This is a genomic window from Pseudomonas sp. RA_15y_Pfl2_54 (genome assembly GCF_963971015.1).
GTDB classification, from domain to species: Bacteria; Pseudomonadota; Gammaproteobacteria; order Pseudomonadales; family Pseudomonadaceae; genus Aquipseudomonas; species Aquipseudomonas baetica_A.
In genome coordinates this window covers 27,745-52,133 of the sequence record NZ_CAXAPN010000003.1, presented here as the reverse complement: position 1 = coordinate 52,133, position 24,389 = coordinate 27,745, and the positions used below count along the sequence as shown (strand labels likewise).

General features: G+C 57.7%; 25 protein-coding genes, 1 tRNA gene and 2 pseudogenes. 17 read left to right on the top strand and 11 right to left on the bottom strand.

The genetic code is table 11. The features are described 5' to 3' along the window. Positions 1 to 5: 5 nt before the first annotated feature. Together aguA and AACY50_RS03140 are read left to right on the top strand one after the other, a co-directional pair. Positions 6 to 1,112, top strand: coding sequence for an agmatine deiminase (aguA, locus tag AACY50_RS03145; RefSeq protein ID WP_339463969.1), 1,107 nt, complete (start codon positions 6 to 8; stop codon positions 1,110 to 1,112). 245 nt (positions 1,113 to 1,357) lie between these two features. Continuing rightward, complete coding sequence (locus AACY50_RS03140; protein WP_339434260.1) at positions 1,358 to 1,570, top strand: hypothetical protein; 213 nt, start codon at positions 1,358 to 1,360, stop codon at positions 1,568 to 1,570. 131 nt (positions 1,571 to 1,701) lie between these two features. On the opposite strand, the gene AACY50_RS03135 is transcribed toward AACY50_RS03140, so the two are convergent. Further along, the gene (locus tag AACY50_RS03135; protein ID WP_339538132.1) at positions 1,702 to 3,795 is read right to left on the bottom strand and encodes a TonB-dependent receptor; all 2,094 of its coding nucleotides are present in this window, start codon (positions 3,793 to 3,795) and stop codon (positions 1,702 to 1,704) included. A 247-nt stretch (positions 3,796 to 4,042) separates the two neighbouring features. Between AACY50_RS03135 and AACY50_RS03130 the strand changes: the two genes are divergently transcribed. The 6 genes from AACY50_RS03130 (at position 4,043) to AACY50_RS03105 (ending at position 8,739) form a co-directional block, all read left to right on the top strand. After that, positions 4,043 to 4,711 carry a DsbA family protein gene (locus tag AACY50_RS03130; protein ID WP_339495495.1) on the top strand — a complete coding sequence of 223 codons (669 nt, stop codon included), beginning with the start codon at positions 4,043 to 4,045 and terminating at the stop codon, positions 4,709 to 4,711. Positions 4,712 to 5,008: 297 nt separating this feature from the next. Then, positions 5,009 to 6,295: an OprD family porin gene (locus AACY50_RS03125; protein WP_339434263.1), complete on the top strand. Its 1,287-nt coding sequence runs from the start codon at positions 5,009 to 5,011 to the stop codon at positions 6,293 to 6,295. A gap of 231 nt (positions 6,296 to 6,526) precedes the next feature. Then, positions 6,527 to 7,273, top strand: coding sequence for a 2OG-Fe dioxygenase family protein (locus AACY50_RS03120; protein WP_166218415.1), 747 nt, complete (start codon positions 6,527 to 6,529; stop codon positions 7,271 to 7,273). Between the two features lie 79 nt (positions 7,274 to 7,352). Continuing rightward, a complete protein-coding gene (locus AACY50_RS03115) occupies positions 7,353 to 7,730 on the top strand; it encodes a GNAT family N-acetyltransferase (protein WP_175555635.1) in 378 nt (125 codons plus the stop codon). Continuing rightward, on the top strand, positions 7,727 to 8,443 hold the full coding sequence (locus tag AACY50_RS03110) for an AzlC family ABC transporter permease (RefSeq protein ID WP_339434264.1): 717 nt from the start codon (positions 7,727 to 7,729) through the stop codon (positions 8,441 to 8,443). Before AACY50_RS03115 ends, AACY50_RS03110 begins: the two co-directional genes overlap by 4 nt. Beyond that, entirely contained in the window at positions 8,422 to 8,739 is a 318-nt protein-coding gene (locus AACY50_RS03105) for an AzlD domain-containing protein (RefSeq protein WP_339434265.1), read from the top strand. The genes AACY50_RS03110 and AACY50_RS03105 overlap by 22 nt, the downstream gene beginning before the upstream one ends. Here AACY50_RS03105 and AACY50_RS03100 read toward each other — a convergent pair. Beyond that, positions 8,656 to 9,582 (bottom strand): LysR family transcriptional regulator, encoded by a 927-nt coding sequence (locus tag AACY50_RS03100; protein ID WP_339434266.1) that lies wholly within the window; start codon positions 9,580 to 9,582, stop codon positions 8,656 to 8,658. The two genes, AACY50_RS03105 and AACY50_RS03100, sit on opposite strands and share 84 nt — an antisense overlap. Positions 9,583 to 9,915: 333 nt before the next feature. Here AACY50_RS03100 and AACY50_RS03095 point away from each other — a divergent pair, with 333 nt between their 5' ends. Together AACY50_RS03095 and AACY50_RS03090 are read left to right on the top strand one after the other, a co-directional pair. After that, positions 9,916 to 10,326 (top strand): MbcA/ParS/Xre antitoxin family protein, encoded by a 411-nt coding sequence (locus AACY50_RS03095; protein ID WP_339463974.1) that lies wholly within the window; start codon positions 9,916 to 9,918, stop codon positions 10,324 to 10,326. After that, a complete protein-coding gene (locus tag AACY50_RS03090; RefSeq protein ID WP_339434268.1) occupies positions 10,323 to 11,003 on the top strand; it encodes an RES family NAD+ phosphorylase in 681 nt (226 codons plus the stop codon). Before AACY50_RS03095 ends, AACY50_RS03090 begins: the two co-directional genes overlap by 4 nt. Positions 11,004 to 11,053: 50 nt before the next feature. Here AACY50_RS03090 and AACY50_RS03085 read toward each other — a convergent pair whose 3' ends face one another. After that, positions 11,054 to 11,329, bottom strand: a complete 276-nt coding sequence (locus AACY50_RS03085) for a DUF3077 domain-containing protein (protein WP_339434269.1) — start codon at positions 11,327 to 11,329, stop codon at positions 11,054 to 11,056. A gap of 491 nt (positions 11,330 to 11,820) precedes the next feature. On the opposite strand from AACY50_RS03085, the pseudogene AACY50_RS28650 reads away from it, so the two are divergent. The 4 genes and pseudogenes from AACY50_RS28650 to AACY50_RS03065 all read left to right on the top strand — a co-directional run. Then, positions 11,821 to 11,931 (top strand): annotated as a pseudogene (locus AACY50_RS28650) (helix-turn-helix domain-containing protein); the annotation flags it as partial. Positions 11,932 to 12,675: 744 nt separating this feature from the next. Continuing rightward, positions 12,676 to 13,944 (top strand): S-type pyocin domain-containing protein, encoded by a 1,269-nt coding sequence (locus tag AACY50_RS03075; RefSeq protein WP_339434271.1) that lies wholly within the window; start codon positions 12,676 to 12,678, stop codon positions 13,942 to 13,944. A gap of 7 nt (positions 13,945 to 13,951) precedes the next feature. Next, positions 13,952 to 14,227 (top strand): bacteriocin immunity protein, encoded by a 276-nt coding sequence (locus tag AACY50_RS03070; RefSeq protein ID WP_339434270.1) that lies wholly within the window; start codon positions 13,952 to 13,954, stop codon positions 14,225 to 14,227. 642 nt (positions 14,228 to 14,869) lie between these two features. Continuing rightward, positions 14,870 to 15,511, top strand: a complete 642-nt coding sequence (locus AACY50_RS03065; RefSeq protein ID WP_339538131.1) for a BRCT domain-containing protein — start codon at positions 14,870 to 14,872, stop codon at positions 15,509 to 15,511. 180 nt (positions 15,512 to 15,691) lie between these two features. Here AACY50_RS03065 and AACY50_RS03060 read toward each other — a convergent pair. From AACY50_RS03060 to AACY50_RS03030, 7 genes and pseudogenes are all read right to left on the bottom strand, one after another. Continuing rightward, positions 15,692 to 15,767: transfer RNA gene (locus AACY50_RS03060), tRNA-Thr, on the bottom strand. Positions 15,768 to 15,842: 75 nt separating this feature from the next. After that, on the bottom strand, positions 15,843 to 16,679 hold the full coding sequence (locus tag AACY50_RS03055; protein WP_339433551.1) for an FkbM family methyltransferase: 837 nt from the start codon (positions 16,677 to 16,679) through the stop codon (positions 15,843 to 15,845). Between the two features lie 346 nt (positions 16,680 to 17,025). Continuing rightward, positions 17,026 to 18,259 (bottom strand): annotated as a pseudogene (locus tag AACY50_RS03050) (methyltransferase). After that, on the bottom strand, positions 18,240 to 18,929 hold the full coding sequence (locus tag AACY50_RS03045) for an ABC transporter permease (RefSeq protein WP_339433549.1): 690 nt from the start codon (positions 18,927 to 18,929) through the stop codon (positions 18,240 to 18,242). Before AACY50_RS03045 ends, AACY50_RS03050 begins: the two are co-directional and overlap by 20 nt. Next, the gene (locus AACY50_RS03040) at positions 18,926 to 19,621 is read right to left on the bottom strand and encodes an ABC transporter permease (protein ID WP_221733169.1); all 696 of its coding nucleotides are present in this window, start codon (positions 19,619 to 19,621) and stop codon (positions 18,926 to 18,928) included. The genes AACY50_RS03045 and AACY50_RS03040 overlap by 4 nt, the downstream gene beginning before the upstream one ends. 78 nt (positions 19,622 to 19,699) lie before the next feature. After that, on the bottom strand, positions 19,700 to 20,446 hold the full coding sequence (locus AACY50_RS03035) for an ABC transporter substrate-binding protein (RefSeq protein ID WP_339433548.1): 747 nt from the start codon (positions 20,444 to 20,446) through the stop codon (positions 19,700 to 19,702). 13 nt (positions 20,447 to 20,459) lie between these two features. Then, positions 20,460 to 21,233, bottom strand: coding sequence for an ABC transporter ATP-binding protein (locus tag AACY50_RS03030; RefSeq protein WP_221733167.1), 774 nt, complete (start codon positions 21,231 to 21,233; stop codon positions 20,460 to 20,462). A gap of 134 nt (positions 21,234 to 21,367) precedes the next feature. On the opposite strand from AACY50_RS03030, the gene AACY50_RS03025 reads away from it, so the two are divergent. The 3 genes from AACY50_RS03025 (at position 21,368) to AACY50_RS03015 (ending at position 23,845) form a co-directional block, all read left to right on the top strand. Then, positions 21,368 to 21,619, top strand: coding sequence for a hypothetical protein (locus AACY50_RS03025; RefSeq protein WP_339538130.1), 252 nt, complete (start codon positions 21,368 to 21,370; stop codon positions 21,617 to 21,619). A 168-nt stretch (positions 21,620 to 21,787) separates the two neighbouring features. Beyond that, positions 21,788 to 23,179, top strand: coding sequence for a GABA permease (gene gabP / locus AACY50_RS03020; RefSeq protein WP_339433547.1), 1,392 nt, complete (start codon positions 21,788 to 21,790; stop codon positions 23,177 to 23,179). A 339-nt stretch (positions 23,180 to 23,518) separates the two neighbouring features. Continuing rightward, entirely contained in the window at positions 23,519 to 23,845 is a 327-nt protein-coding gene (locus tag AACY50_RS03015; RefSeq protein WP_339433546.1) for a hypothetical protein, read from the top strand. Positions 23,846 to 23,929: 84 nt separating this feature from the next. Here AACY50_RS03015 and AACY50_RS03010 read toward each other — a convergent pair whose 3' ends face one another. Next, positions 23,930 to 24,388: a hypothetical protein gene (locus tag AACY50_RS03010; RefSeq protein WP_339538129.1), complete on the bottom strand. Its 459-nt coding sequence runs from the start codon at positions 24,386 to 24,388 to the stop codon at positions 23,930 to 23,932. Position 24,389 lies beyond the last annotated feature (1 nt).

Sequence of the window (24,389 nt, the reverse complement as noted above, 5' to 3'; positions counted from 1 at the left end):
TCCCGATGACCACATTGAAAAGTACCCCGCGCGCCGACGGCTTCCACATGCCGGCCGAGTGGGCACCCCAGACTCAGACCTGGATGATCTGGCCCGAGCGCCCGGACAACTGGCGTCTGGGCGGAAAACCGGCGCAAGCCGCACACGCGGCAGTGGCTAAAGCCATCGCCCGTTTCGAGCCGGTGACCGTGGCCGTTTCTGCCGGCCAGTACGAAAACGCCCGTGCGCGTCTGGACGTGCCGAATATCCGCGTGGTCGAGATGTCCAGCGATGATGCTTGGGTACGCGACAGCGGCCCGACGTTCGTCATCAACAACAGCGGCGAAGTGCGCGGCGTGAACTGGGCCTTCAACGCCTGGGGCGGCTTTGACGGCGGCTTGTACTCGCCATGGAACCGCGACGCGCAAGTCGGCGGCAAGATCCTTGAGATCGAGCGCAGTCCGCGTTACCGCACCGAAGGTTTTGTGCTCGAGGGCGGTTCGATTCACGTCGATGGCGAAGGCACGCTGATCACTACCGAAGAATGCCTGCTCAACCGCAATCGCAACCCGCACCTGAGCCGCGAAGAAATCGAAGCGGTGCTCAGCGCCAACCTGGCTGTGGATAAAATCATCTGGCTGCCGGACGGTTTGTTCAACGACGAAACCGACGGCCATGTGGATAACTTCTGCTGCTACGTGCGTCCGGGCGAAGTGCTGCTGGCGTGGACCGACGATCCACAGGACCCGAACTACCCACGCTGCCAGGCGGCGATGAACGTGCTGCAAAACAGCACCGACGCCAAGGGACGCCCGTTCACGGTGCATAAAATGCCGATTCCGGGGCCGCTGTTTGCCACCGAAGAAGAGTGCGCTGGCGTTGATCCGGTGGACGGCACGCAAGAGCGCAACCCGAGCGTGCGTCTGGCGGGTTCCTACGTGAATTTCCTGATCGTCAACGGCGGCATCATCGCGCCGAGCTTCGACGATCCGATGGACGGCCCGGCCAGGGAAATCCTGCAGAACCTGTTCCCGCAGCACGAAGTGGTGATGGTGCCGGGCCGCGAACTGTTACTGGGTGGCGGCAATATTCACTGCCTTACCCAACAGCAGCCAGCGCCGCACAAAGAGTGAGTTGAGTCGTAACAGCTTGAGTTGATTGGACAATCAGCCGGGCGACGATTTGCTTGCCTGATAGACAAAGAAGCCCGCCGCCCTGTTGGACGGCGGGCTTCTTTGTATCCGCTTGTCGACAAGTGCGAAACATTGGCATAGCTCTTGTATTGAATCTTGAGTACTAGGGAGGGAGGAGAACTTCAACAGTTCTGTCATAAACCTTGGATAACTTAGCCGCTCATTAACGGGGGGAGAGCGCCGAAATGAACGCCGAAGTGAACACAGTCAGAGCACGAACTTTGCGCCCCATGGCCGTAAACGGCAAATCGCTCCAGGTAGTCGCGCACTGGTTGAAATCCAATGGAACGCGTCAGATCAGGGAAGCTGATCCGCGCCGGATGATGATCGAGCGTTACCCCGCTGACCTGTTCAGCGAAGCAGAACTGGATGCGTTGTGGGCTGTGATGCAAGGATAAGAAAAACAACAGCGATGGGTAAAAGCGCTGCCGGGATGGCGGCGCTTTTTTATGGGCGTTGCAAAATCCAGTGTGAACACTGACAGGACGCCTTCGGGAGCAAGCCCCCTCTCACAGGGATTTGCGCTGATTTAGAAGCTGTAGGTGCCCGTCATCACCACGCTACGCGGCGCCCCCGGCTGGATTTGATATTGACTGGTGGCCGATGCGTAATACTCGCGATCAGTGATGTTGTTCAGCGCCGCGCGCAAATCCCAGTCCTTGAAGCGATAGCCGACCAGCGCATCCCAACGGCCATAGCCTGGCAGCACGGTGGTGTTGGCGTTATCGGCATAGCGCTGGCCAACCAGGGTCAGACCGGTTTCTCCGTACCAGCCCATCTCCGGTTTCCAGGTCAGGAAAAGACTACCGTTGTGCTTGGCGACGTTGTTGATGCGCTTGCCTTTGAGGCCGTTGTTGTCCTTCTCGATCTTCGCATCCTGCACACCAACGCCACCGCGCACATACCAGTTGCCGACGATCTTGCCGGTGGCGGTGAGCTCAATCCCGCGAGATCGTTGCAGGCCGGTCATGATGGTCAGGGTTGGATCGTTCGGATCGGTGGTGCGGCGGTTGTAGAGCTCCAGGTCATAGATCGCCAGGGTGGTGCTCAAACGGTCATCGAGCCAGTCACTCTTCACGCCGATTTCTTTCTGCCTGGTCAGCTCGGGGCTCAGGTCGTTGCTGTTACCGGCCGCGCCCGGCGTGATGCCGATCAGACCGCCGCCCACTGGCGAGAAGGTCTTGGACCACGAGGCGTAGAAGGAATGATCGTGCAGCGGCGTCCAGACCAGACCCACGCGCGGGCTGGTGCTGTGGCTGTCGCGGTCTTCGGACATGTTCTTGAGTTTGTTGGTCGACTCGATATCGAAGGTGTCGTAGCGCAGGCCGGCGAGCACTTGCCACTGATCGTTCAGGCGCAGTTGATCCTGCACGTACACCGCGCGGCTTTCGACTTCGGTGTGGCTACTGCTTGAGCGCTGCATCGCGCCGGTGTGGCGCCGGTCGCGATTGGGGTTGAACAGATCAAGCGCTGGCACGGCTTGCGCGCCCGGCGTCCGGCCGGTGGCCGCGTTATACAGCTTTGGATCGCGGCGCTGACTGCCGGTTTCGATACCCGTGAGCAGGCGATGCTCCAGGCCGAACGTGTCGAACGCGCCTTCCAGTTCCAGGTTGTTGTAGACGTTGCGAGTCGTCAGGTCCTGCTGCCAGTGCTGGCGCGTGACCTTGTGGGTCGCAGGCGTATATCCGGTGAGGTAGGTGTTGTCGAAATCACTGTCGAGCTTGAACACACCCAGGGTCTGGCGCAGCTGCCAGTTGTCGTTGAGTTCGTAAGTGAGTTTTGAACGCAAGGACTGCGTCTTGTCGTCGATGAAGTCGTGTTCGTTGCCGTAAGTCGTGTCGCGGCCCACCTCCGCCGGACGCCCGTTGACCCCCGGAATACCGCGATCCGGCGTGCGGTTGTAGCGGCTGTATTCGTACTGCACCAGCCAGTTCAGGTCGGGTGTCAGTTGCCAGCTCATCGACGGCGCGAACAGTTGACGGTTGCCGCTGACGCCGTCGCGGAAACTGTTTTCATCCATGTTGCCCATGTTCAGGCGCAGGCTGATGTTCTCGCTCGGATCGGCGCTGAGATCGGCGTACAAACTGCGCAGATCCTCGCTGCCGCCCTGGGCTTCGATGGTCGAGCGGCGGCCGGGCACCGGCATTTTGCTCACCCGGTTGACGATCCCGCCTTGGCTGCCTCGGCCGTACAGCACGGCGGCCGGGCCTTTGAGCACTTCAACCCGTTCGACGTTGTGCAGGTCGCGCTTGTACTGGCTGTCGTCACGAATGCCATCCAGATAGAAATCGTTGCTGGCGTCGAAGCCGCGAATGCGCAAACTGTCGAAGCGGGTATCGGCGCTGCTGCTGACGTTGGGCATGCCACTCAAGGCGTCGCCGATGTCGTGGGTGCCGTATTGGGCGACGTTCGAGGTTTTGATCGAGTCGATGGCCTGCGGCACATAGCGCACCGGCGTCAATGTGCGCGTCGCGGTGTTGCTGATGGTGACGCGCGGGTCATCCGCTTGCGCTTCAGCGCTGATGGCGGTGGCGGGCAGTTCAGTCGCCGAGTAGGCAAAACCGCTGGACAGGAAAGCAGAAAGCCCAAGGGTTACGGGCGTAAGACGAAACGGGGCAGGCATTGAAAAGCGCATCCGAAAGGTGGGAAGAATATCGAGCGCGCGAATGGTAATGCTTTGCATTTGCTTCCGTTAATTATTCTGAAGAAGTTCCCTGGTCTGATTGTTTCAATTTATGTCTATCTGGATACACCCGATCATTCGCCCGATTCACGAAACAGTCTGAAAGCCATTCCGGCGTTTTTCTGCAACAGCTTGAGCACTAGTCTGCCGGCATCGATTTTTCCCACTTTCCTGCCGGAGCGCTCTGATGATCCTTCACTACATTTATGACCCGTTGTGCGGTTGGTGTTACGGCGCCAAACCGCTGGTGCAAGCGGCGCAACACGTGTTGCCGGTAATCGCCCATGCGGGCGGCATGATGAGCGGCACCAACCGCCAGCGCGTGACGCCACAGTTGCGCAATTACGTCATGCCCCACGACCGGCGCATCGCCGAATACACCGGGCAGCCGTTTGGCGAGGCGTATTTCGAAGGTTTGCTGCGCGATCACACCGCCGTTTTCGATTCGACGCCTCCGATTGCCGCCGTCCTGGCCGCAGAGGCCATCGACGCGCGTGGTTTGCAGATGCTCGGGCGGTTGCAGACAGCGCATTACGTGGAGGGGCGGCGAATTGCCGATCAATCCGTTCTCCTGGAACTGGCGGAGCAAATGGGATACGTCGGGGAACCCTTTCAGTCCAGGGTTGAATCGGTTGATACCGAGGCACACATAAAAGCCAGTCGTGGGTTGTTGGCCCAACTGGGAGGGCAGGGATTTCCGACTTTTGCGTTGGAACAGAACGGTCAATTTACCCTCATCGACATCAGTCCCTGGCTGGGCAAGCCGCAGGCTTTTGCCCAATGGTTGGGGGAGGCCATTGGCCGCGAAGGGGTTGGCGAGGCTTCAGCCCTCTGTGGACTGGACGGTTGCGCCTGATACGCGCGCGATTCACTGGCTGCAAGCATTTTCGAGCAACCAGTCAGCGGAAAATTTACGTTTCTTAGACGATTTTTGCCTATTTAAAGACGATTCTTGAAATTGACACATTGTTCCGGGCGCGGCTAGGATTCGCCCCAACGCCTGTGGCCAACCGCCATGACTCAAAAATAACAAGAAGGCCCGACACGACTTTATCGTGGGCGGGTCTTTTTGTTTCGGAGTGAAAAAAGAGCGCATGAGCGCCGTTTCAGCCGTTCGACACAGTGCGTTTCAACCCGTAATAAGGAAAACAAAATGTTGAACAAGCGAATCAGCCTGATCGCTCTGGGGATGTTGAGCGCCACGTCGGCCATGGCTAACGACCAGGCCGAGTCCAAGGGTTTTCAAGAAGACAGCAGCCTCAAAGTGCTGCTGCGCAATGCCTACATCAACCGTGATTACAAAGACGGTAACAAAGACAAAGCCGAGTGGGGCCAAGCGGCCATCGGTACGTTCTCGTCCGGTTTCACCCAAGGCACCGTCGGTGTTGGCGTTGACGCCTTCGGTCTTTACGCACTGCGTCTGGACGGCGGCAAGGGCCGCAGCGGCGCCGGTGGTATCGACTTTTTCAAACAGGGCGACAGCGGCAACGCGGCTGACGATCTGTCCAGGTTTGGTGCAGCGGTCAAATTCCGTGTGTCCAACACCGTACTGACCTACGGTGACCAGATGCCGGCCCTGCCGGTGTTGAACTACGACAACTCGCGTCTGCTGCCGGAAAGCTACACCGGTACCTTGATCACCTCTAAAGAGATCAAAGGCCTGGAGCTGAACGCCGGTCGTTTCACCGCCGAATCGCGCAAGAGCGCTGAAGGCCGTGACAGCGGTGGTCTGAAATCGATCAACGTACTGGGCGGTAGCTACCAGTTCACCGAACAGTTCAAGGCGGCGCTCTACGCATCCGACGTTGAAGACGTGTTGAAGAAACAATACGTGAACGCCAACTACGTGTTCCCGATCGACAAGGATCAGTCCCTGACCCTGGATTTCAACGGTTATCGCACCAAGCTGGACAACTCTTATGTCCGCGAAAACGGTGTAACCGGTGACGACAACAAGATCTGGAGCCTGGCAGCCACTTTCGCCACCGGTCCGCACTCGTTCACCGTGGCGCACCAGCGCTCCACCGGCGACAGCAACCTGGGCTACGCCTACGGCGGTTATCAGAAAGGTCAGGGTCGCGTCGGCGACGGTGGCAACACCATCTACCTGGCCAATTCCTACTGGTCGGACTTCAACGCTGAAGACGAACGCAGCTGGCAACTGGGCTACGGCCTGGACTTCGGCGCCTTCGGCGTACCGGGTCTGAGCTACAACTTCGCGTACGTGCGTGGCGATAACATCACCACCTCCACCAGCGAAGGCGGCACCGAGCGCGAAATCTTCAACCAGTTCAAGTACGTCGTGCAAAGCGGCCCGGCCAAAGACCTGAGCGTGAAACTGCGCAGCTCGATCCTGCGTGTTTCGCAAAAATCCAGCGAGTACAACGTCAGCGGCAACGAAGTGCGTGTATTCGTCGATTACCCGATCAACATCTTCTGATGATCGAACAGGTGTAATACATCTGAGAAAAACCCCGACTGGTCGGGGTTTTTTTTCGACTGTTTCCCGGTGAAAACCAGAAAAAAACCGTGTTTTTGTCATGTGAAAGTTGTTTTTCAGCCACTTCAAACTTCGTTTCAAGCAGGGCTTTAAATGCCTGAAATTCTTTCTCATGGACGCAAATTCTCCACCTAATAGATTAGGCCGCTCAACGCAGCGGAGAATTTGGTAATGATCGTTTTGAACAGAGAAGTGGGCGAATCGCTACGGCGCGACAAATATGTCAACGTCCAGGGTGGTGACTTCAATCTCTACGGTCATTTTGCCGACTTCGTCAGACTGACCAAAAGTTGGGAAAACATGGAGCCTGACAGCTACTACGGTCAGGCCGAAGCCGGCATGCGTTACCGTCGTTACAGCGACTTTGAGTACAACCCCAAGACGCGCGAACTGAAGCAACTCGAGCATCGCGCCTACGTGCAGTCCAAGGAAAACAACGCTTATGTCGGCGGTTTGGTGCGCCACTTTCAGGATTTCTCTGATGAAGTCATCGAGTCGCCGGTGATGCGCAGCCTGATCGACACCGATTTCGAAGTGTACAAAAGCGTGTTGCCGGAAGAACTGCACGATGAAATCTGGCAGTGCCAGATCCATCAGATCCGCATCGAGATCAAACCCGGCAAACAACTGGAAATTACCCCCGAAGGGATTCACTGCGACGGTTATCCGTTCAGCGGTGTGCACTTCTGGGGGCGCAACAATGTCGAGGGGGCAGAGAGCCGTTTGTACGACATTCACGAGCATCAATTGGCGTCGACCACCTACCAGGAAATTCTCGACACCACTTACTTCCTCGACCGCGACATGCGCCACTACGTGACCCCGGCGCGCAACACGCACACCCATGCCATGGCGTACCGGCAGATTCTGGCGATTTCCTTCTCGCGGCCCGGGACCGCTTTCGACATTGTTCGCTAATCAGATCACCCCAATCGACGGCGTCGAGTGTTCGACGCCCGTGGTGCTGCGACGCGCCACGGCCAAGGATGCGCAACCCATGGAGCGCTTCTTCCGCCAGTTCGACGAAGTGTCGTTCTGCGAATGGCAGGACGCCAAATGTCTGCGCGGTGTGTTGATCCAGAAAACCACCACGGCCTATCTCGCCTTCGACGTGGCCGGCGAAATCGTCGGCGCGGTGTTGGGCGGCATGCTCGGCAGCCGCGGCACGATCAACCATCTGGCCGTCAGCCCGTGCTATCGCAGCCAGGGCGTCGGTCAACGTCTGGTTGAAGCGGCGTCGTCCGACATGAAGCGGGTCGGTGTGTTGCGGATGTTTCTGTTCGTCGACGATGCTAACCTCGCGGGCAAGCGTTTCTGGACTGCCCAGGGTTTTTGCGAGCCTCACGGCGAACGGACATTTGAGAGGGACCTATGAATGAAACGTCCGGCAGTGCGCCGCTGATGGTCAATCATCAGCCGTCGCGCACCTTTGCCGAAGCCAGTCCGGTGGTGGCCGGGTATTTCACGGTGTCGTTTGTATTCGGCTTGATGGCTGTGAATGCCGGGTTGCCCATGTGGCTGCCGGTGGCGATGTGCTTGTTTGTTTATGCCGGGGCTTCGCAGTTTGCGGCGTTGGCGTTGATCTCAAGCGGTGCGTCGCTGACCACCATTGTGCTGACCACGTTCCTGATCAACGCACGGCACATGCTGATGTCGGTGTACATGGCCAAGGCCCTGCGCGCCATGGGTCTCAGTCGCATGGAGCGCTGGTGTTACGCCGGTGGCCTGACCGACGAATCCTTTGCTTTTCACAGCGTGAAACTGGGCACCGGCGCACCGGTGAACGTGCGGTATCTGATTGGCTTCAACCTGTTTTGCCACACCTCGTGGGTGCTCGGAGGCCTGTTGGGAGCGGTGTGCGCGCAGTACGCGGCGCACCTGATCAAATACCAGCTCGATTACGCACTGACCGCAATGATGCTCTACGTGCTGGTGTCACTGTGCAACACCCGCAACAAACTCATCGCCGCCGCGGCGGCCGTGCTGTGCATGGGTGCACTGAGCCTAGTCAGCAGCTCGCCGTTTAATGTGTTTATCGCCACGTTTGTGGGCTGCGGAGTCGGTGTATGCCTGACCAAACGTTCCTGATTCTGGTGGTCGCGCTGATGATGGCCGTGACCTTCCTGCCACGCGCGCTGCCACTGCAAGTCAATACCGAGCACTGGCCGCCGTTTATTGCACGGGCGCTGGAATACTTGCCGGTGGCGATCGTCGCTGCGATCAGCCTGACACCCTTGTTGATCAAGGATCAGCACCTGCAACTCGATCGCCCGGAATTCTATGCCGCGATTCCGACGCTGTTATGTGCGTATTTCAGCAAAAACCTCTTTCTCAGTGTGGCGGTTGGCACGGCTGCGTACATTGCGCTCGGCTCGTTCATGTAGCGGTAGTGCGGCGACATCGCTCAACGCCTGGCTCGACAACTCAGGATTGTTCACCGCCAGGCGCACCTCGAGGAAATCCTCGAACCCGGGGAAAATCGTCAGGCCGTTTTTCTGCGCGGCCTCACGCGAGACCATGCCCACCGCGTCCATCTGCGTGATGAGCGACAGCGTCAGGGTTTCGCTGCACGAGTAGACCATGCGCTGTCCGTTCTCGTGATTGCCCAGACCGGCGTCGAGAAAACGCAAGAAGCTGTGGGAATACGGACAGTCTTCCGCAGGACGCACCTGAAACTTGTCCCCCAGCAACGTCAGCGGATCATTCTCCTGACCGCAATGTGCCCCGACCACCTGCACCTGCACCTCGGGCAGGACGATGCTCGGCAAACCCGGTCGCTGCGGGCCAATCAGCACGGCGAGGTCAAAGTCCTCATTTTTCAGCTTGCTGAGGTTTTCCATCGACTCGGCGTAGCTGAACTCCATCTGATAATCGGGAAACACCTCAATCAGGCGCCCGATCATTCGCCGGTTGAAGTCCGGCGACAACGTGTTGTTCAACGCGACCTTCAACGTACGCTGCCCCGGCACTTTCAGAGCCTCGACTTTATCTTCCATCTGTCGCGTGGCAATCAGCACTCTGTCCATATACGGCGTCAGCTCAGTGCCTTGCGGCGTCAGCGTCAGCCCTTTGTTGGAACGACGAAACAAGCGGAAACCGAACTGCTCTTCGACCTTGTTCAACTGCGCGGCCAACGCCTGCACAGTCAGGCACGAATGCTCGGCTGCGGCCGACAAAGAGCCGGTCTGCACGATGCGCATGAGGTTGCGTAAGGTTCTGCTATCCATGGGTAATGCCCTCTAAAGTGGGCTGGGTATTGTTGTTTACGAGACTGCCGGTCCGGCGTCTTATGCCGGCTATATTCCAGCACCTGAGCATAGTTGTCGCGGGTTTAGTAGCGAATTGATGTCTCCACCGATGGCTGGAGGCTGACACAGGATCGGGGTTTTTGGTGACGTTGGGGTGATGAAGGTCAAAAAAAGCTGACTCGGAATAACAATTCTTGGCTCTTTCGAGGATTTGATAAAAGGGACGAATTGATTCATTTGCGGATTAATAGATAAAAAATATCCATACCTGTACTAGGCTGGATCGTATGTGACCCATCAATGGAGGCGACCGTGCCTACCTCATCCCCAGTCCTCACCCCGCGCGAACAGCTCGACGTCCCCGAAGCCGGGCGTGTTGCGTTGAAGTTCTTCTTCAACCTCATGGAGCGCTGGGGTTGCAACGCCGAGCAGCAGCGCACACTGCTGGGGGGCGTCGGCAACACCACGTTCTACAAGTACAAACACCTGCCGCCGAACATACGCCTGCCGCATGACACGCTGGAGCGCATCTCGTATCTGATGGGCATTCACAAGGCGTTGAGCATCATCTTCAGCAACAGCCGCGAACGCGCCTACACCTGGGTCAGCAGCCCCAATGCTGCCGCGCCATTCAATGGCCGGACGGCGCTGGATTACATGCTGGCGGGGAGGGTGGTCGACATCGCTGACGTTCGCCGTTACCTCGACGGGGTGCGCGGTTGAAGCCCCCGCCGCTGGTGGAGCCGCAATGGCCGAAAGCCTTTCGGATCGTCAACAGCAGCTTCCCGCCGATTGCGTTGTTCGAGGACGTGCTCGACCCCGAAGACCTGGAAATCGCCTATGCGCTGGAAGCGCTGACCAATGATCGCCTGATCGAACAGGCCGGCGTCCTCGCCCGCGTACGCCCCGAAGACCGACTCTCCGGCCCCGGTTCGACCCCGGTAATGGCCGCGTTCACCCACATCGGCAAAAGCAGTCGCTTCACCGATGGCACCTTCGGCGTCTACTACGCTGCGAGCAGTCAGGCTGCGGCCATTGCCGAGACTTGTTATCACCAGGAGCGATTTCTTGCGGCGACCCAAGAAGCGGACCTTGAGTTGACCATGCGGACTTACGTTAATCGGGTGGTTAAACCGTTACACGATATTCGCCACGGCTTTCCCGACTTACATCAACCTGATCCAGACGCCTATGGCCCGTCCCAGGCATTTGCCCGGCAACTGCGCGAGTCCGAATCCTGGGGCCTGCTCTACAACAGCGTCCGCCTGCCGGGCCATGAATGTGTCGCCGCGTTTAGGCCGCCGGCGGTGTCGATTCCGAAACAGGGCAAGCATCTGCGGTATGTGTGGAGTGCGAGTCAGCGCAGGATTTCGTTTGTGTTTGAGATCAGTCAGGTTTGAAACGCAAACAAGCCCTCGAAATAGTGAGGGCTTAATATCGATGGTTTTCGTCAATGGCTTGCTGTTGGCGCATCCAGCACTTTCACCACGTCGTCGATCAGCGCCTTGCTCAACTCCTGCAAATACTGCGAGGCATAAGCGTGAAGATCAGGATCGCGCGAGACTGTGGAGTCGGCGGTCAGTAGTTTGGAGATGTGAAGCAAGTGTGAGGCGTGTGAGAGGGCGGCGATCACTGGAACACCATGATTGGTGCGGAACAGCGCCTGATTGGCCTGGAAGGAAAAGTGCGTAAGGCCTGGGGTTTTCAAATCGAGGTAGTCGGTCATTTCGTTTCACCTGCCGTACGGAAGGCGTGGAGTGAGGTGACCGGTGTGGCAGCGCGGCGGATTACGGATGGATCAATGACATTCATTTGTGAAACTCCCTGTATCAAATGAGAGCCGCCATTTTCGTTCTCAGGCGAAAGGGTGGCAGCTATGCGCAGGCTGAGAAACCGGAGATACAGGAACCCGGCAGACCCGAAGGTCTCCCACGCACAGCCGCCATAACACGTGAATGCGGACACTAAAAAAAGCGCCGGCAATTGTGGGTGGGGCGCTGGTGCGCCTGTATCTTACGCGGGTTCTCAGGCCCGGTCGCTGAATTGGCAGCGACGGGTTTGACGGTAGCTTGGGGAGTGGCAGGCGCGCAATCGTGGCCAGTAGTGGCTTTGCTTGGCTTGTCGTTACAACACATTTCTCAGGATTTAGCGGCGTGCGTTTTGTCGGTTACGACTTGCCCTTAGCCCTTCCTAAACACCAGAACGAGGAGATCAGCGATGGTCGATGAACTGGACCAATTCCAGCAGGATTTACTGGAGTCTGTACGTCAGATGAAGGCCGGTGAGGCCGCGCGCGTAACGCAGATGCTGCTCTCTGCGGCGGAGGAACAAAGCGTCGAGGCATCAAGCACTCTTGGACTGGGAAACCAGGTTGCCATTGACTCCGCCGGTTCAGTGAGCTGAGAAACGCTGCTCATGCAATTACACGTTTTATGGGCACGCCATAATTATTGCCAGTTCATAATTTGGCATAAAAGCGGAAATTCGCGCGTTTTGGGCAAAAGCTGTGCTTTGTGGGAGAAGGGCGTCAGGCGATTAGATCGACGTGTGCAGAGGGGAGAAGCTATTTTCACTGAGGGTGAAACTGCCAGGAATTTAAACACCCCAGAAACAACAAAGCCCCTGCATTTCTGCAGGGGCGTCGTTTTGTATGGTGCGGCACCAGACGAACGGTAGCGGTCAGTGGAGGTTATAAATGGGTCTGCCCCTTAATTTCCACACTAAGGTCTAGTTGCGACAATTAGTCCTTCAATCGACCTGTTTCTATTAAGTGACGCGTGTATCTGAGTGCCAGATACGCCATGACCAGGGTTACTCCAAGCCCTATCAAGAAGCACGATTGTTTCGCGTAAGGCAAGCCAGACAACACTTGATCGAGGTTTTGACTGACCGTTCCAACACTTCCAAATGCACATGCAATCGCGATGCAAAAAGCTAGGCCACGTGGCATGGTCAATTGCCTGTCGCGGAAAGCAATTGGCGTGAAAACGAAGTACAGGAAAACGAGACCGAACGAGGTCGCTAGCCTAACGAGCAATTTCCAATAGCTGGTGCTTTGTCTCGCCCGTCGATATACACGCCCAGCGCTGGGCTGAATACAAAGATCTCCCGACGAAGAATGAGACGAAACCTGCCAGCAAAGGGTGTGTCTTCGCCAAGAGCTGCGATCTCGCGGACGGTGTGATCAATCACAAAAAGCCTGCCGGATTTATCCCGGTCGAGACCCTGGCCAACTACGGAGAGTTCTCCCTCCTCGGGGGGCGTGAGACCGATGCCGCGGGAAACATCCCGCTGAAAAAAATCAGTGGTAGTGCTTTACCCGCCGCCCTAGGAACTCTCCTATTGGGTGGCGCTGGCGCCGCGGCTGCCTCTTGCGGCGGGCTGTGTACGGCTGGAGTTGCTGGGGGCGCGGGCGTTGCAACCGGCTCTGCTGCAACGGGGGCTGCTGGTGGTACCGGCGTTCTCACCGCCGGCGTGGCCGCTGGTACATTGGCGGGGATAGTCGCTCTATTGTGGCCGTCGAACCTTGGTGACAGTTCTCTCTACAACGAAGAACAGCTTCAGTCGCTGGCGAAGGCCCGCACACGCGTCCGCCTCCATGTTGAGGAGCAGGCCGACGGAACACTGAAGGGGTACGGGTACAACACCCAGAAGCGCAGTGACTGGGAAATGATTCCTGTCGTGCAATTTGTCCAGCAAGGATCTCAGCAAGTAGCCGACTTCGGCGACGGCGTAACCCTCATCTGGACGCCGGCGATTGACCCCTCGAGCACCTCCGGCATCCCGCCATTAGAGAGCGCACCTCAAGCGCCACAGATCTGGATCTACCCGCCGACCGAACAGGCCGACAGCATCATCGTCAGCCCGATCTACCCAGACCAATACAAAGACTTCATCCTCGTGTTCCCGGCCGATTCAGGTGTGCAGCCGCTGTACATTGTGATGAATGTTCGTAAAACCCCGGGCACAGTCACAGGACAGGGCGAAGATGTGTTTGGGATATGGCTCATTGGGGCTAGCTCGGGAATGGGCGTTCCAATTCCAAAAGACGTGGCAGATTCTCTGCGGGGACGAGAATTCAAGAGCTTCGACTCGTTCAGGGCCGCCCTCTGGAAAGCCGTTTCAGAGTCAGGCGCGGCGGATCAGTTCATCAAACAAAACGTCGGGCGTATGCGTAAAGGTAAGGCTCCACGCGTGCGCAAGGCCGATAGAGTCGGCGGCAGAATGTCATACGAACTTCACCACCTCGAGAAGGTATCCGAGGGAGGCGGCGTCTACGACGTAGATAATCTGCGAGTGAACACTCCGCGAAACCACATCGATATTCACCGGAACGAATAGGTCAGCCATGACAGACACACTACTGAAAAACAGCTTTTCGGAGTACACAGAGGCCGAGTTCATCGCCCTGCTGGAAGAACTCGCTATAGAAGATGAAGAGGCCGAAAACGATGATCGTGCTGACTTGCTGCTATTGCACTTCGAGAAAATCAGCGAACACCCAGCAGGCTCGGACCTGATCTATTATCCGGAGCCTGGTGCTGATAACTCCCCGAAGGGCGTCACGCAAATCGTGAAGGACTGGCGAGCGGCGCAGGGTTTGCCAGGGTTCAAGAGCGAGTAACAACTCGTCACGTCGTAGAGGTCACACAGTCAGTTCAAGGCCGGTGTCCACGTTTTGGTTAGATCCGGCGTGGATACCTTGGCGGTGACCATATGCGGTGACCACCAATGGTGACCGCTCTCCCTTGGTCACCGACGCACCAAATCCTCTTTGCCGAAACGCCCCACGGAAGGCTGGCGCCTAGTTCTGGCCGGCGTGCTTCGCGCAGTTCGTCGCGCATCTGGTCAGGGCGCGAAGTCATCGCCCGGCAAGTTTTCACGCACACGGGGAGCTGGAAACGCCTGTGAGAGCGAACTGTTTGGCGTTGGTGCGCAGTCAGGTACGCACGATTGGTGCGCGCCCTCCGATGCGTATCAGCACCAGGTTCGCACTTCTGGTTCGCACCCTCTTACGCGATCCAGGTACGAACCAGAGCGGAAGCCTGTAATCCAAAAGTTATGATTTCAATACGCGGTTTTCAACTGTAGTTTTCATGGTTTTGTAGTGGTTTCCACTGAAAATCGACTTATAAAAAGGGTAAAGTCTACAATCAGGACTTGCCACAAGGTAATCAAAAACCGCAGTGGTGCTAGCGTTGAACACAACATCTATCCGCTGATGCTTCGGTATCGAACCAGTACCCACCTCAAAGGAAAACCCGTAATGGATCTACATAACGAGTTCGAGAGCAGCAAATTTTTCCATCGCGCCCGTATCGATCGACGTGCCGCCGATGCCTTGGTCGGGTTGGCCGCTGGGATTGCGGCCGACGGTGTTGTGAACATCACAGAAGCGGTTTTTCTAAAGCAATGGTTGGAAAACAATCTCGCGCATCTGAATGATCCGGTGATCAATCTGCTGTATTCGCGTTTGGCGTGCATGCTTCAGGACGATGCTCTAGACAAGGATGAGTCCCTGGAGCTGCTTAACATACTGCGTGGTTTTTCTGGAGTGGACATTGAGGGAGCGAAGGTCGGCGGTGCTGTTGCCGTTGCTCCTACGGACCTTCCTTTCGATTCACCGCCCCCTGATTTGGTGTGGAATGGCCGGATGTTTGTATTTACGGGTGTCATGGCCTTTGGGCCGCGTAAAGATTGTCAGGCGCTGGTCGAAGAACGAGGTGGTTTGATTGGGGGCGGTGTGAGTAAGAAGGTGCATTACCTGGTGGTCGGTAGCGTGGGTAATGAGCAGTGGCGCCACAGCACTTATGGAACGAAGATCATGAAGGCAGTGGAGTTGCGGGAGGCAGGAGCTTCGATTTCCATTGTGGGTGAGGATCATTGGCAAAAGATGCTGTTTGGTTGAGGTTGCTTCGTTTTCTGGTGCCTTGGAAAGTCAGCCCTTTGTCTTGGTTATCAGATCGTCGTTGGGTTTGACGGACTCATCGCGAGCAGGCTCGCTCTCACGGATTCCAGTGTGTGGACAAAAAGTGGACGTACCAGAAACAACAAAGCCCTCGTATTTCTACGAGGGCTTTGTTTTGTATGGTGCCGGCACCAGGAGTCGAACCCGGGACCTACTGATTACAAGTCAGTTGCTCTACCAACTGAGCTATACCGGCGTGTGGGCGACGATTATAGCGACTGGGAAGATCCTGTAAACCCCTGAATTCAGACTATTTTTGCATTCGCTCGAATCAAGCCCTGCGCAGCACATTTCGCAGCGTTTGCACCGCCTTCACTGTGCGGCTGTTTTGCAGGGCCGACAGTTGTGCTTCGGCCTGTTCGGCGCGTTGCAGAGCGTTGGCCAGTTGTTGGGCGGTGTCGAGTTCGCTGGCGCTGATCGGGTGTGCGAAGGCGTGGCCTTTGCACAGTTGGAAGTTGTCGAGGTTGCACGGCGGGATGTCGAAGGCGGGTTTGAGCTTGAGGTATTCGTCGGCGAGGAACCAGGTGTTGAGGCCGTCGAACAGGATCGCTTGATAACCGGCGTCGGTGACCAGCGGTTCCCAGGTGTGGTCGCGTTGCCATGGGGTTTCGATGACGATGATCCAAGGTCGCAAGCGCGTGAAGTCCATGCCGCGCAGGACGCTCTCTTCGTGGCCTTCGACGTCGATTTTCAGAAAGTGGATTGGCCGGTCGGCGGCATATTGTTCGCAGATCGATGTGAGGGTGCGCGACTTTACGGTGAGGTTGCGCACGTCCATGCCCTGATCTTTGTATTGCTGGGCGATCGCCGGGTCGGCGGTGGACAGGCCGGTGTCGGGGATGGCGTAGAAGGTCATTTCGCCGGGCTGATCGCTGGCGATGCATTGCACATTGAGGTCGCGCGGACGCTGCTGGCAGAGGGCGTCGTAGTAGTTCTGCATCGGTTCGACGTTCACGCCTTGCCAGCCGTGATCGTAGAAGGCTTTGGTGACCGAGTCGTGATTCGGGTCGTTGGCACCGACATCGATATAGAAGCCCTGTTCGACTTGCTTGAGAGCACGCCACAAGCGGACGTCTTCGAAATTCTGTGCATAAGAAATGAACGTCACGGTCGCTTCCTGTCGGTTTGATTTGTGCTTGTCGGGACGCGTGCTGGCGGCACGTTGTGGCCTTGTATAGCAAGGCTGACAGGACGCCGCAATGATTCGCGGCTAACGGGGGAATTTCGGCGGTTATGTCGTTTTGATTGGCGGCTTATGCACAACTGGCTGGCCTGAAACCGTGCTTAGGCGGATTTTTGTGGACGCGTTCTCATTTTGTTCGCAAATCCCTGTTTTATCGGTTTTTTATTAATGTGAACAAAAAATGACCAGGGTGGTTAATGCCCCGAAACAGCCGTAATTATTGGATCCGAACGAAATTCATCAACAGAGTTATCCACAGGGCGGCGATGAATTATTCGCGTTCGGCCAATAGCAGCAGGTTCCGAGGGGTGAGGGGTGTTTCGCAGAAACTGCCAAGGCGTACGGCGTAGCCCTGTTCGACGAGGAAGAGTGCCCGATCCAGAGTCAGCCATAGCTCCAGCGGTCGTCGGAATAATCCGCGCAACAACTCCAGGTTGCGAACTTCGGCCAACCGCTGCCAACCGGCAGCTTCCAGTGCCGACCAATCTGGCGTACCGACTGTGGATAACTGTTTGAGAGCGGCTAGATCGCGACAGTAATCGGCGAACGGTTTATCCAGCCAGGCACTGGGTAGCGAAGGTGTCGGCCAATATTCGTCGAGGCCGCGCAATTGCCGTTGCAGCAGGTCGAACGCCAGTCGTCGGGCCATGGAGGTGTCGCGCTGACGTCGCACTCGCGCGCCGGCCGTGACGGTTTCGCTCATTGGCAGGGCCAGATCTTCCTGCGACAGCTGTAGAGCGGATTTCAAACCGGCGCAGGACAATGCCTGATAGGTGGCGCGATTGATCCGGTTGTAACAGCACGGGGCGATGGCCAGTTGTTTGCAGCCGCTGGCGGAGGCGAGTTGCATCAGGCGCACATGCAGATCGCCGCAGGCGTGTAAGGCGACCGGTGTGTTGGGCGTTCAACACAGTCGCTGCATCTGCCGCCAACACATCCTGCTCGACATGCAAGGCATGCAGACGATGGCGCTGGCTCAGCGCCTGACCGCTGGCAACCAACGCCGGATCGTACTCAACACACGTCAGTTGTTGCCCTTCACACAACAGGCGTCGACCCAAGTGCCCCTTGCCGGAACACCAGTCGAGCCAATGCGTCGGTTGCGAGGCAAAAGACAGACGACTGGCAAACGCTTCAATCTGCAGCCACTTGCGCCCCGGCACATCGACATTCAAGCGATGGCCCGCAGCTTCCAGCGCATGCCCGGGCAACTCACCGACAGCGCTCAGCTCAGCCGATATCGCCGCCAGTGAGGCAAAAGGCTCCGGCGCATCCACAAGATCAGCAGGTTGGTTGTGTGCGTTTTCCGCATCGTCCAGCGACCGTCCGCGTAGCCACAAGGCCAACTCCGGGTAGGACGCTTCCCAGGCCAGCGAAAGATGCGTGAAAGGTCGAGGTTTCCACAGCGCTTGATGCGTTGTGAGAAACGTATCCAGCGCCGTGAAGCGGGCGAGCAGGTCCTCGCCCGTCAGCACGTGGGAAGTGTCAGCGCCCTTGGCAGGCATCGACGCGCAGCCAGCGCTCCAGCAGCTTGAAGCCGCGCACCAGCACGTAGGACATCAGCAAATAGAACACGCCCGCGGCGAAGAAGATCTCCACCGGCAGGTAGGTACGGGCAATGATCGTGCGGGCCATACCGGTCAATTCCAGCAGGGTCACGGTGCTGGCCAGGGCGCTGGCCTTGAGCATCAGAATCACTTCGTTGCTGTAGGCCGGCAGGCCAATGCGCGCTGCGCGGGGGAGGATGATGTAGAACATCGCCTTGGGTTTGGACATGCCCAAGGCCCGCGCCGCTTCGATTTCGCCCGGTGGAATCGCCTGAATCGCGCCGCGCAGGATCTCGGCGATGTACGCGGCGGTGTGCAGGGTCATGGTGGCGGTGGCGCACCAGAACGGATCGCGCAGGTACGGCCACATCGGGCTGTTACGGACGGCGTCGAACTGCGCCAGCCCGTAGTAGACCAGGAACAACTGAACCAGCAACGGTGTGCCACGGAAAAAGAAGATGTAGGCGTAGGGCAACGCGCGCACGTACCACCGCTTCGAAGATCGGGCGATGCCCAGCGGAATGGCCAGCAGCAGACCGGCGATCACGGCGATGGCCACCAGTTCCAGAGTCAGGGTCGCGCCCTGCGCCAGTTTCGGCAGCCATTTGATGATGACTTCCCAGTTCATTGGGTGCTCCTCGCGAAGCCGCGAGCGGCGCGTTTTTCCAGCAAGTGCATGCCGGTCATTGCCAGCACGGTCAGGCCCAGATACATGAGCGCGGCGACCATATAGAAGGTGAAGGGCTGTTTGGATACGGTCACACCGATCTGCGCGTGACGCATGATTTCTTCCAGGCCGATCACTGACACCAGTGCGGTGTCTTTCATCAGGATCATGAACAGGTTGCCCAGGCCCGGCAGGGCGATGCGCCACATCTGCGGCATGATCAGCCGGGTGAAGATCCGCCATTTCGACAGGCCCAGGGCCACGCCGGCCTCACGGTGACCTTTGGGAATGGCGAGGATCGCGCCACGAAACACTTCCGTGGCGTAGGCGCCGAAACACAGGCCCAGCGCAATCACACCGGCGGCGAAGGCACTGAGTTCCAGGTCGGGATTGCCGAAGAACTCACCGAGGGCGCGCATCAGGTTGACCGTACCGAAGTAGATCAATAGCACCCAGAGCAATTCCGGGACACCACGCACCAGCGTTGAATAAAAGCCGCCAAGCCATTGCAGCGGCTTGTACGGGGAAGTCTTGGCCAAGGCGCCGAGCAGACCGAGCACCAGCCCGAGGCACAGGGCCGAGAGTGCCAGTTTGACGGTCATCAGCGCGCCAGCGGCGAGCGCCGGGCCGAATCCGTAGAGGTCGATAATCATGGATTTCTGTTCAAATCGCGGCAGGCAGGGCCGGGAGCCGACGCCGTCGGATCACGGCGTCAGTCCGGCAGGTCAGGATCAGTAGATGCTGAACGGGAAGTACTTGTCGTTGATCTTCTTGTAGGTACCGTCAGCGACGATTTCCTTCAACGCAGCGTTCAGCTTCTCGCGGATCGGGTCGCCTTTACGCACAGCGATACCGATCTTGTCGCTTTCTTCCACCGGGTCGCCTTTGAATTCGTAGGCTTTGCCGGCTTCGCTTTTCAGCCATTCGTAGTTGACGTATTTGTCAGCGAGGATGCCGTCCAGACGACCGGACGTCAGGTCCAGGTAGGCGTTTTCCTGGGTGTCGTAAAGTTTCAGTTCGACGTCCGGCATGTTGTCTTCCATGAAGGTGCCGGCCAGGGTCGCGCGTTGGGCGCCGATCACTTTGCCTTTCAGAGAGTCTTTGTCGGTCTTGAACTCTTTGTCTTTCGGCGCGATGAATTGCAGTTTGTTGGAGTAGTACGGGTCGGTGAAGTCCACCGCGCCTTTGCGCTCGTCGGTGATCGACATCGAGGAGATCAGGAAGTCGAACTTCTTGGCGTTCAGGGCCGGGATGATGCCGTCCCAGTCGGACGTGACCACGGTGCACTCGACTTTCATCTTCGCGCACAGGGCGTCGCCGATGTCTTTGTCGAAGCCGACCACGTTGCCGCTGGCGTCTTTGTTGTTGAACGGCGGGTAAGCCGCTTCGATGCCCATCTTCAGGGTTTCAGCCATGGCACCGGCGCTGAATGCGAGGGTGACGGCCGCAGCCAGGAAGACCTTTTTATAGTTCTGCATGCATGTTGCTCCGTTAGCGGTTGCTGGACATGAATTGTTTGCAGCGCGCCGAAAGCGGGTTTTCGAACACCTGCTGTGGCGATCCTTGCTCTTCCACCAGGCCCTGGTGAAGGAACACCACTTCGCTGGAGACCTGACGGGCGAAGCCCATTTCGTGGGTCACGAGCAGCATGGTGCGGCCTTCTTCGGCCAATGCGCGGATGACACTAAGTACTTCCTGAACCATTTCCGGGTCAAGGGCGGAGGTGGGCTCGTCGAACAGGATCACCTTGGGCTGCATCGCCAGCGTGCGGGCGATGGCCGCGCGTTGTTGCTGACCGCCGGACAATTGCGCCGGGTAGGCGTGGCGCTTGTCGGCGATGCCGACCTTGGCCAGCAGCGCTTCGGCGACTTCGATTGCCTCGGCTTTGCTCTGGCCGAGTACGCGGCGCGGGGCTTCGATGATGTTGTCGAGCACGCTCATGTGCGGCCACAGATTAAAGTTTTGAAACACAAAACCAATCTCTGAGCGCAGGCGGTTGATCTGCTTGCCGTCAGCGGCAACCAGTTCGCCATTCTTGGCGGCCTTGAGCTTGAGTTCTTCTCCGGCCACCAGAATCTGGCCCTGATGCGGGTTTTCCAGAAGATTGATGCAACGCAGGAACGTGGACTTGCCGGAACCGGAGGAACCGAGGATCGAGATCACATCGCCGTCGCGGGCGGTCAGCGAGATGCCTTTAAGCACCTCAAGCTTTCCGTAGCGTTTGTGCAAGTTACGGATTTCAAGCGCGGGCGTGGCCTCAGCCATGTGCGTTCCTCATATATGTTGCGCTCCTGCTGTTGGTTGGCCTTCCTGGCGAGGCGGCCAAGCTAGCATAGCGTTTCAATGGCAGCCAACAGCGCTACGAGCGGTAAACGGATGGCGTGTGGCAGGTTGTCGCATTGGCGCAGCAGACTGTCGCCCCATCAACAACCGAACGGGTGTTTAAACGTGGATTCCCGTGGGTGTCGCGTAAAAAAAGGCGCGATGTTGCCAGCTTTGGCGGGGTGTTGGAAGCGCTATCCGGCCGAACGTTCCTGATTCGCCCTTTTATTGTGCATCCCACACTTTTCAAGTGTGTTTTTGGTGCGCTGATTCGTCTTGAAAGTGAGTCGCAGGGTAACGTTCTGGCGAATTGCCATTGTTCTCAATGACTTGCGATGACCGTCCGGTCGCGCGCAAAGCCGCGGCAGCAAAGAGGTTGAAACATTTTGGCGCAAATATTGCGTGCAGAATAAGGAACGCCCTGTTGGATTCTTTTTACGAGAAAGAACAAACCAGACAGGCCGGACGCAATCGCTTTCCTCGCAAAGGTAGTTTCAATGAGCAGTACCCCAAGCTCCAACGGCCTCGAACAGGGGCTCAAACCGCGTCATGTGACCATGTTGTCGATCGCCGGTGTGATCGGCGCCGGTCTGTTCGTTGGCTCCGGCCACGCTATCGCCGCCGCCGGCCCCGCTGTGCTCTTGGCCTATGCCGCCGCCGGCACCCTTGTGGTGCTGGTGATGCGTATGCTCGGTGAAATGGCGGTTGCATCGCCGGACACCGGCTCGTTCTCGACGTACGCCGACCGTGCCATCGGGCACTGGGCCGGTTTCACCATCGGCTGGTTGTACTGGTGGTTCTGGGTGCTGGTGATTCCTCTGGAAGCCAACGCCGCCGCGACCATCCTGCACGCGTGGTTCCCAAGTGTGGGGATCTGGGCATTTGCACTGGTCATCACGCTGCTGTTGACCGTCACCAATCTGTTCAGCGTGAAGAATTACGGCGAGTTCGAATTCTGGTTCGCCCTGATCAAAGTGCTGGCGATCATCGGCTTCATCGCCCTCGGTCTCGCGGCGATCTTTGGCTACCTGCCAAACAGCCAGGTCAGTGGCGTTTCGCACCTGTTCGACAGCGGTGGCTTCCTGCCTAACGGCATGGGCGCGGTGCTGGGCGCGATCCTGACCACCATGTTCTCGTTCATGGGTACCGAAATCGTGACCATCGCGGCCGCGGAATCGAAGAACCCGGGCAAACAAATCTCCAAGGCCACCAACTCGGTGATCTGGCGGATCGGCCTGTTCTACCTCGTATCGATCTTCATCGTTGTGGCTTTGGTGCCATGGAACGATCCGACCCTGGCCAACCTCGGTTCCTACCAGACTGTGCTTGAGCGCATGGGCATCCCGAACGCGAAAATGATCGTCGACATCGTGGTGCTGGTCGCTGTCACCAGTTGCCTGAACTCGGCCCTCTACACGTCGTCGCGCATGTTGTTCTCACTGGGCAAACGCGGTGATGCGCCCGCCATGTCGACTCGGGTCAACAAAAGCGGTACGCCTTACTGGGCGGTGATGCTGTCGACCGGTGCGGCGTTCCTGTGCACCTTCGCCAACTATGTGGCGCCGGCGGCCGTGTTCGAGTTCCTGCTGGCCAGCTCCGGCGCGATCGCACTGCTGGTGTACCTGGTGATCGCGTTCTCGCAACTGCGTATGCGCAAGCAGCGCATGGCTCGCGGCGAGAAAATCGTCTTCAGCATGTGGCTCTTCCCGGGCCTGACCTACGCGGTGATCATCTTCATCGTCGCGGCTTTGACCATCATGCTGTTCCAGGAAGCCCACCGCGTGGAAATCCTTGCGACCGGCCTGCTGAGCCTGCTGGTGGTGGCTACCGGTTTGCTGGTGGCGCGTCGGCGTCGTCACGAGAAGTTGAGCGCAGCTGTGGCTCGCTGAGTGTTCTGACTCCACGTCAAACGTTGCTCGCCCACAGAGACGACCGCCATCAGAGATGATCGCGGTCGTTTTTACTTGGCAATTTGATGGACACAGTGGTGGCTAAATAGTAGCCTGCGCGACGAATATGTATCTCGCTGTTGCGGGATGCGATGGAGTTTCAGGACATGGATTGTTCGACGCCCTCAGCCTTTCTGGCTAAAGCTTACGATTCTTCCTTGTCTGCTCCCTCATCTGACGCTACGTACAGATGCGATTTTGCGTGCTTGCCGTTAAAAAGAGCTGCATGGAGTTAGCCCGGCCGTTCAGCCAACTCATTGGGGCTTCAAGGAGATAAGCATGGCGTTTACATCGGTTGTGTTCAAAAACCCTAACACCGGTGCCATGAAAGAAGCGCCAATCGGCTTCTCGTGGACCGTGTTTTTCTTTGGTTTTTTTCCGCCATTGTTCCGTGGTGATATCAAGTGGGCTGCGATCATGTTTCTCGCGGCGAGCTTCACTCTGGGCTTGAGCAATATCGTGTTCATGTTCATCTACAACAAGCTGTACGTGCAGGACTTGATCGCTGCAGGCTACAAGGCTCAATCCATCGCCAAGGGTGAACTGGATTACGCCGCAGCCAAGCTGGGCATTGAAATCCCGCGCCTGAGCGTTGCCGCAGCCTAAGGTTCAACGCTTCGATCAGGCAAAAAAACGGGCGCAATCATGACTGATTGCGCCCGTTTTTTTTTTGCCTGAGATTTCAGCGTTTCAGACTGACTCGTCTTTGGCTTCGGCGGTATCGAGCGACTTGCCGTAAGTGTCCAGCGCAATCCCGAAGTCCGTGATGAACTGCGGTTCGGTCAGCCAGACCTGGGCTGTCTCGATGTCCATGCCATCGGCCCACATGCGGTAGTCGATCAACATGTCGGCGGCCAGATGGGTGGCGGCCATGCCTTCGTTTTCGGCGTTCTCCATGTCCAGCAGGTCGGGGTGGTCGACGATGATGAACGCCAGTTCTCTGAGCAGCGTCAGCAGCATCTCGTTACGGCTGACCGCTTCGGCGTCGCGCATTTTGCTGAACATCGCCAGGGTGTATTCCGGGATCGGCTCGGCGAGGTGGCCGAGGTCGTCCTCCTGCTCCAGCGGCTTGCGGCCAACCATACGGATTTGCTTGGCTTTGGCCTTGGCGCGTTTGGCGCGTTTTTGTTGCTTGTTCAGGGATGCCATG